General features: G+C 43.4%; 6 protein-coding genes and 1 pseudogene (1 of these 7 cut by a window edge). 3 read left to right on the top strand and 4 right to left on the bottom strand.

All coding sequences use genetic code 11. The annotated features are described in order from the left end of the window. The 4 genes from L655_RS0102550 to L655_RS0102535 all read right to left on the bottom strand — a co-directional run. The coding region (locus L655_RS0102550) for an enoyl-CoA hydratase-related protein (protein WP_029751567.1) at positions 1 to 245 on the bottom strand (245 nt) is incomplete at its 3' end. Positions 246 to 255: 10 nt separating this feature from the next. Continuing rightward, complete coding sequence (locus L655_RS0102545) at positions 256 to 1,407, bottom strand: acyl-CoA dehydrogenase family protein (protein ID WP_024604004.1); 1,152 nt, start codon at positions 1,405 to 1,407, stop codon at positions 256 to 258. A gap of 169 nt (positions 1,408 to 1,576) precedes the next feature. Continuing rightward, positions 1,577 to 3,067 carry a CoA-acylating methylmalonate-semialdehyde dehydrogenase gene (locus L655_RS0102540; RefSeq protein WP_024604003.1) on the bottom strand — a complete coding sequence of 497 codons (1,491 nt, stop codon included), beginning with the start codon at positions 3,065 to 3,067 and terminating at the stop codon, positions 1,577 to 1,579. A 125-nt stretch (positions 3,068 to 3,192) separates the two neighbouring features. Next, on the bottom strand, positions 3,193 to 4,374 hold the full coding sequence (locus L655_RS0102535; RefSeq protein ID WP_024604002.1) for an acetyl-CoA C-acyltransferase: 1,182 nt from the start codon (positions 4,372 to 4,374) through the stop codon (positions 3,193 to 3,195). Positions 4,375 to 4,704: 330 nt separating this feature from the next. Between L655_RS0102535 and L655_RS0102530 the strand changes: the two genes are divergently transcribed. The 3 genes and pseudogenes from L655_RS0102530 to L655_RS01000000124915 form a co-directional block, all read left to right on the top strand. After that, positions 4,705 to 5,139, top strand: coding sequence for a MerR family DNA-binding transcriptional regulator (locus L655_RS0102530; RefSeq protein ID WP_008135264.1), 435 nt, complete (start codon positions 4,705 to 4,707; stop codon positions 5,137 to 5,139). A 56-nt stretch (positions 5,140 to 5,195) separates the two neighbouring features. Beyond that, positions 5,196 to 6,371, top strand: a complete 1,176-nt coding sequence (locus L655_RS0102525; RefSeq protein ID WP_024604001.1) for an isovaleryl-CoA dehydrogenase — start codon at positions 5,196 to 5,198, stop codon at positions 6,369 to 6,371. A gap of 10 nt (positions 6,372 to 6,381) precedes the next feature. Further along, positions 6,382 to 7,903 (top strand): annotated as a pseudogene (locus L655_RS01000000124915) (carboxyl transferase domain-containing protein) (it continues 94 nt past the right edge of the window).

Genomic DNA, 7,903 nt, shown 5'->3' with positions numbered 1-7,903 from the left:
GCTACGCCTTTATCGCCACCAGCAAATACGTTTAGGTCGGCACCTGCGCTAAAAAACTTCTCGCCTTCACCAGTCAGTACTAAGGCGTAAATATTTTTGTTATTATTAAGCGCGTTAACGGTATTTTTTAAATCAACTAGGGTGTCTTTTGTCCAGGTATTAGCTGGCGGATTAGACATAGTTAAAATAGCAACATGACCTTCGGTTGTAAGTTCAATACTCGGATTAGATTTAGATTCTGACATACATTGCTCCTTATAAAACGTCGCTTGCAGACTCAGCCAAAATACGGCGCGCTATAATCACACGCATAATTTCGTTAGTGCCTTCTAAAATTTGATGAACGCGTACATCACGTACATGGCGCTCAAGCGGGTATTCTTTTATGTAACCGTAACCACCATGAATTTGCAGTGCGTCGTTACATACGGTAAAGCCAACATCGGTAGCAAAACGTTTAGCCATGGCGCAGTAAGTTGTTTTTTCAACGTCGTTATTATCAAGTTTAAATGCAGCAAGCCTTACCATTTGGCGCGCAGCTACAAGCTCGGTGTTCATATCGGCAATTTTAAATTGCAAAGCCTGAAACGCAGCCAATGGTTTACCAAATTGCGTGCGTTCTTTTAAATATTCACGGGCGGTATTAAGCGCCGCTTGCGCTGTACCAATTGAACATGTGGCAATGTTAATTCGACCGCCATCAAGGCCTTGCATCGCAAATTTAAAGCCTTCTCCCTCTGCGCCTAATAAGTTATGTGCAGGAATGCGTACATCTTCAAAGCTAATTAGGCGTGTAGGTTGTGCGTTCCAACCCATTTTTTCTTCAGCTTTGCCATATTCAACGCCTTTTGCGTCGGCAGGCACTACAAATGCCGAAATACCCGCAGCNCCGCCTGTACGTGCCATTACCACTAATACTTCGGTTTCGCCCGCGCCCGATATAAACATTTTTGAGCCGTTAATAACGTACTCATCACCCTCAAGCACGGCTTTTGTTTTAAGTGATGCGGCGTCTGAGCCCGAGCCTGGCTCTGTTAAACAGTAAGAGGCAAGTAACTCGCCCATGACTAATTGCTCTACGTATTTGTCTTTAACTGCATCGGTGCCAAAGCTTGCTACCATCCAGGTGGCCATATTATGAATGGTTAACATGGCCGTGGTTGCTGTGCAGCCCATAGCAAGTTGTTCAAAAATAATGCTCGAATCTAAACGAGATAAACCAAGGCCGCCTGCTTCCTCTGGCGTGTATAAACCACAAAAACCAAGCTCGCCCGCAGCTTTAATCGTGTCTTTAGGAAAGATATGTTCGCGGTCCCATTTTGCTGCATGGGGGGCAAGTTCTGACTCGGCAAATTGGCGTGCAGTTTGAGCAAAGGCTTGTTGATCTTCAGATAAGTTAAAGTCCATGTTAGACCTCTTTAATTGTGTAAGTTATGTTAGTTGTGTTGTTAGTGTTTCCCGTCACGGGAGTAGTTCGTGACGAGCGGCGAAGGCTTATGTGTGTTGTGTGTGAAGTAGCCTTCGCGCCCATCTTTTTTATTAATTATTCTTTTATTTACTCATTTTTTAATTACGATTATTTTAAGTTAATACTCATGTTTGGGCCCGACGCAATGTCGTCTTCAAACCAACGTGATGTAATTGTTTTAGTTTCTGTGTAAAAGCGAATACCTTGCTTACCGTACGTGTGAGTATCGCCGTAAAACGAGCCTTTCCAACCAGTGAATGAAAAGAACGGAAGTGGCACCGGAATTGGCACATTAATACCTACTTGGCCTACTTCAATTTCGTGTTGGAATTTACGAGCCACTGCGCCGCTTGACGTAAATAACGAGGTACCGTTACCGTAAGGGCTGTCGTTAATAAGGGCGATTGCCTCTTCAAGCGTGTCTACAAACATACACGCTAGTACTGGACCAAATATTTCTTCTTTGTATAAATCCATCTCTTTGGTTACATCGGTAAATAACGTCGGACCAACCCAGTTACCTTGCTCATACCCTTCAACCGTAAAGTCAGAGCCATCAATTAAACAGGTAGCGCCTTGCTCTTTACCACCAGCAATGAGTGATAAAATACGTGCCTTTGCTGCTTTTGATGTTTGTGGACCGTATGCCGCGTTTGCATCATCCCACACGCCTGGGCGTACATTTTCAAAGCCTGCTTTTATTTCATCTACCCACTGACTTGCTTGACCTACAAACACAGCAACCGAAATACCCATACAACGCTGGCCAGCAGCACCGACAGATGCGCCTACTAGGTTGTTTACAACGTGCGATTTACTTGCATCAGGCATAATAACCATGTGGTTTTTAGCGCCAACACACGCTTGCACGCGTTTAAGATTTTGTGTGCCTTTAGAATAAATATAAGCACCTACACCACACGAGCCTACAAACGAAATAGCACGCACTGCTTTATCTTCTAGTAAGCGGTCTACTTGTGGTTTTGTACCATGAACAACTTGTAATACGCCTTTTGGTGCGCCGGCTTCAATAAATAGCTCAGCTAAGCGCATTGGTGTAAGTGGATCTTGCTCTGACGGTTTTAAAATAAAGGTGTTACCACACACAATAGCGAGCGGGAACATCCAAAGAGGGATCATTGCTGGGAAGTTAAACGGGGTTACGCCCGCGCATACGCCAAGTGGCTGCATGTAAGAATACGTATCGATTTTACGCGCTACGTTTTCCATTGTTTCACCCATCATTAATGATGGTGCGTTTGCTGCTTGTTCTACTACTTCAATACCGCGCCAAACATCGCCTTTTGCATCTTCAAATGTTTTACCCAATTCATGGCAAATAATGGTAGCAAGCTCATCATGATGTTCCTTTAATAGCGCCGCGTACTTCATCATAATGCGAGCACGTTCAGTAATAGGTACGTCTTTCCATGTTTTAAACGTCTCAGAAGCTGAGGCAATTGCCGCGTCCATTTCTGATTCTGTGGTACATGGCACTTGTGCAAGTACTTCTTGAGTTGCTGGGTTTATAACATCGATAAGCTCTTTTGATGCTGATTGAATAAATTCGCCATTAATAAGTAGTGGTACTTGGTGCATGATTAAATCCTAGTGTGTGAGTTGTGTGTTCTCTTTTAAAATTGGTAGCGCCGCTTTGTTAGTATTATTAGTGCAGCGCTTTTATAGTTATTCGTACAGCTTTCTTATAACTATTAAATACCTAGTTAATACGCTTCTACGGCCATAGCAACCGCTTCACCGCCACCAATACATAAAGACGCAATGCCTTTTTTAAGGCCTCGGTTTTTAAGGGCATGAATAAGCGTTACTAAAATACGCGCGCCGCTTGCACCAATTGGATGACCAAGTGCACATGCACCGCCATTGACGTTTACTTTGCTTTCATCAAGTTTTAACTCGTTAATAGCCAGCATGGTTACCATGGCAAATGCTTCGTTAATTTCCCAAAGGTCAACATCGTTTACTGCCCAACCTGCTTTTTCAAGCACGCTGCTTATTGCACCTACTGGCGCTACTGTAAATTCACTTGGTTTTTGAGAATGTGTGCTGTGCGCGACAATTTTACAAAGCGGTGTTAAGCCCTGCTCTTTTGCTTTAGATTCGCTCATTAATATAAGCGCTGCGCCACCATCTGAAATTGACGATGAATTAGCCGCTGTAATAGTGCCGTCTTTTTTAAAAGCTGCACGTAGGCTTGGAATTTTTTCTGGGCGGGCGTTACCTGGTTGCTCGTCAATCGATACTGTTACATCGCCTTTGCGTGTTTGCATTGTATGGGGTGCAACTTCGTTGTCAAAGCTACCGTTTTGTATCGCGGCTTTAGCTTTACTTAATGAGCCTAGTGCAAACACATCCATTTGCTCGCGGCCAATGCCGTATTCATCGGCGGTGTCTTGTGCAAAACAACCCATAGCTTTGTTGTCGTAAGCGTCTTCAAGGCCATCGCTCATCATGTGATCTTTTATTTCGCCATGTCCCATGCGCATACCGCCACGCGCTTTAGGTATGAAGTACGGTGCGTTTGTCATGCTTTCCATGCCACCGGCAATAGCAGATTGAATAGAGCCTGCTTTAATTAAATCGTTTGCAAGCATGGCCGCTTTTAAACCAGAGCCACATACTTTATTAATTGTTGTAGCGCCAGTGCTAAGTGCAAGGCCTGCTTTTAACATTGCTTGGCGTGCGGGTGCTTGTCCAAGGCCTGCTGGTAATACACAGCCCATAATTACTTCGTCTATTGCATCATTAGCTAAACCAGTTTGTGCAAGTGCGCTTGCAATGGCGGTAGCGCCAAGTTCGGTAGACTGCGCATCACTTAACGCTCCCATAAAACCACCCATTGGGGTGCGTTTTGCTGCTACAATTACCACTGATTCTAAAGTCATAACTAACTCCATTGTATTTATATGCAAATAGTTGTTAGTATATTTGCTCTATTAATTTAGTATTCATTTATTATTTAATACCCTTACACAATACTAACGTTTACGCCAACGTCAACTAAAAACAGCTTAATTTTTAGTTTTATAAGTGTAAGGATTATTTTCCATCGGTTAGACTACACTGATAAAATAAAAATAACTCATTGAATATTAATAATATAAACCAATATTTCGCTTAAACACCCCTTTATAAATAGTTTCAAATCACACCAAGCTTTACCTTTACGTAAACTTCACTTATATTGGAGTTATTCGAATGAGGTAAATACAATTATGAAACCAGATAATCAAACAAACTTTGCAAGCTCAGCCAAAATGCCGGCCAGTAATGAACAAACATTTAGCATTAGCGAACTCGCTAAAGAATTTGACATTACAACCCGCTCTATTCGCTTTTACGAAGACCAAGGGTTAATAACCCCAGAGCGTAATGGTCAAACCCGTATTTATTCAAAACGCGATAAAGTGCGTTTAAAACTAATATTACGTGGTAAACGATTGGGCTTTACATTGGCCGAAACCGGTCGTTTGTTTGAACTGTACGACGCAGATAAATCAAGCGCTAAGCAGTTGGTTACTATGCTTGACCTTATTTCGGAAAAAAAAGCAGACCTATCTCAACAAATGGACGACATTAAAGTTGTTCTTATGGAGTTGGTGACGGCCGAGCGCCGCTGCAGAGACACGCTTAATAAAATAGACGAGTAAGTTTATTTTTAAAATAAAAACACACTGACAACACACACGTCACACAGGAATGAATCATGAGCACTATTTCACTATATAAAGAAATGAACTTTGGCCTTGGCGAAACCGCCGATATGATCCGCGACCACGTAAACAGTTTTGCGAGTCAGGAGATTGCCCCGCTTGCTGAAAAAACGGACTTAGATAACGCTTTTCCAAATCAACTTTGGACTCAAATGGGCGAAATGGGCGTACTAGGTATGACCGTATCTGAAGAACTTGGCGGCGCCGGTTTAGGTTACTTAGAACATGTTATTGCTATGGAAGAAATTAGCCGTGCCAGTGCCTCTATAGGGTTAAGCTATGGAGCACATTCAAACCTGTGCGTTAATCAAATTAACCGTAACGGCACACAAGCTCAAAAAGAAAAATACTTACCTAAGCTTATTAGTGGCGAGCACATTGGTGCCCTTGCAATGAGCGAGCCTAATGCGGGCTCTGACGTTGTATCGATGAAACTCAAAGCCGAAAAAAAAGGTGATAAGTACATTTTAAATGGCAATAAAATGTGGATCACCAATGGTCCAGACGCGCACACGTTAGTTATTTACGCTAAAACAGATTTAAACGCCGGCGCTAAAGGTATTACCGCGTTTATTGTTGAAAGTAACTTTCCTGGTTTTTCAACAGCGCAAAAGCTCGACAAACTGGGCATGCGCGGCTCAAATACCTGTGAGCTAGTATTTGAAAACTGCGAAGTACCCCAGGAGAACATTTTAGGTAACTTAAACGAAGGCGTTAAAGTTCTTATGAGTGGCCTTGATTACGAACGCGTAGTACTTGCAGCGGGCCCGCTTGGCATAATGCAAGCGTGTATGGACATAGTGGTACCGTACATTCATGAGCGTAAACAGTTTGATACCCCTATTGGTCAATTTCAGTTAATTCAAGGCAAAGTAGCCGACATGTATACACAAATGAATGCTGCCCGCTCATACGTATATACGGTAGCTAAAGCGTGTGACCGAGGCGAAACCACCCGTAAAGATGCAGCCGGAGCAATTTTATACGCAGCAGAGCTTGCAACTAAAATGGCGCTAGATGCAATTCAAATTTTAGGTGGCAATGGCTATATAAACGAATACGCAACGGGTCGTCTTCTTCGTGACGCTAAATTATACGAAATTGGTGCAGGTACATCAGAAATACGCCGCATGCTTATTGGCCGCGAACTTTTCACTGAAAGCCGTTAAGGATTAAACCATGACTATTTTAAAATCGAGCGTTAATCCTCACGATCCAACGTTTGTGCAAAACCATAAAAATATGTCAGCGCTGGTGGATGATTTACGCAGTAAAGTAGCAATAATTAGCCAAGGTGGAGGCGCTGCATTAAAGGAGCGCCACGAAGGCCGTGGTAAATTATTTGTACGCGACCGCATAAACACATTAATTGACGAAGGCTCACCGTTTTTAGAAATTTCGCAATTTGCAGCCTTTGGTGTGTACGAACAAGCAATACCTTGTGCAGGCGTTGTAGCCGGTATAGGCCGTGTTAAAGGCGTTGAATGCATGATTATTGCAAACGATGCCACGGTTAAAGGCGGTACATATTTTCCGCTTACCGTTAAAAAGCATTTACGCGCACAAGACATCGCAGAGCGCTGCCACTTACCGTGTATTTATTTGGTGGATTCTGGCGGTGCAAATCTGCCAGAGCAAGATGATGTATTTCCAGATAAGTTACATTTTGGTCGTATTTTTTACAACCAAGCCCGTATGTCGGGCAAAGGCATTCCACAAATTGCCGTGGTAATGGGTTTATGTACCGCAGGTGGTGCGTATGTACCAGCGATGGCCGATGAAAGCATTATTGTAAAAGATCAAGGCACTATATTTTTAGCAGGCCCGCCGCTTGTAAAAGCAGCAACAGGCGAAGAAGTAACCGCTGAAGAGTTAGGCGGCGCCGATGTGCACTGTAAAGTGTCGGGTGTTGCCGATCACTTTGCTGAAAACGATGCTCATGCGCTTTCTATTGCGCGCCAATGTATAGAACGTATTAACTACACACGTCCGACCGCCCCTCTTCTAGAGGATGTAAAACCACCTCGTTATGATATTAACGAGCTTTACGGCATTGTAGGCACCGACCTTAAAAAGCCGTTTGATGTACGCGAGGTAATAGCGCGCACAGTGGATGATTCATCATTTGATGAATTTAAACGTTACTTTGGTGAAACGCTGGTCACCGGTTTTGCCAGTATTTACGGCAATCCTGTTGGCATAGTGGCTAATAACGGTATTTTATTTAGTGAGTCGGCGCAAAAAGGCGCCCACTTTATTCAACTGTGTGCTCAGCGCAATATTCCTTTAGTATTTTTACAAAATATTACCGGCTTTATGGTGGGTAAAAAATACGAAGCCGAAGGTATTGCTAAGCACGGCGCTAAAATGGTGATGGCGGTTTCGTGTGCTGATGTGCCTAAATTCACTGTACTTATTGGCGGCTCTTACGGCGCAGGTAACTACGGTATGTGTGGCCGCGCATTTGAACCAACCATGATGTGGATGTGGCCTAATGCTCGTATTTCGGTAATGGGCGGCGAGCAAGCTGCGGGTGTAATGGCGCAAGTTAAACAAGATGGTTTAGCACGTAAAGGCCAATGCATGAGCGAGCAAGAAATCAGTGATTTTAAAAAGCCAATTATTGATCAATACGAAGAGCAAGGTCATCCGTATTACGCAAGTGCACGCTTGTGGGATGACGGCATTATAGACCCTGCCG

Origin of the sequence: Pseudoalteromonas sp. TAE79, from assembly GCF_000498015.1 — a bacterium.
Classification (GTDB): Bacteria; Pseudomonadota; Gammaproteobacteria; order Enterobacterales; family Alteromonadaceae; genus Pseudoalteromonas.
Note: the sequence above shows the minus strand (reverse complement) of the source record. Positions and strands in the feature narration are given on the sequence as shown.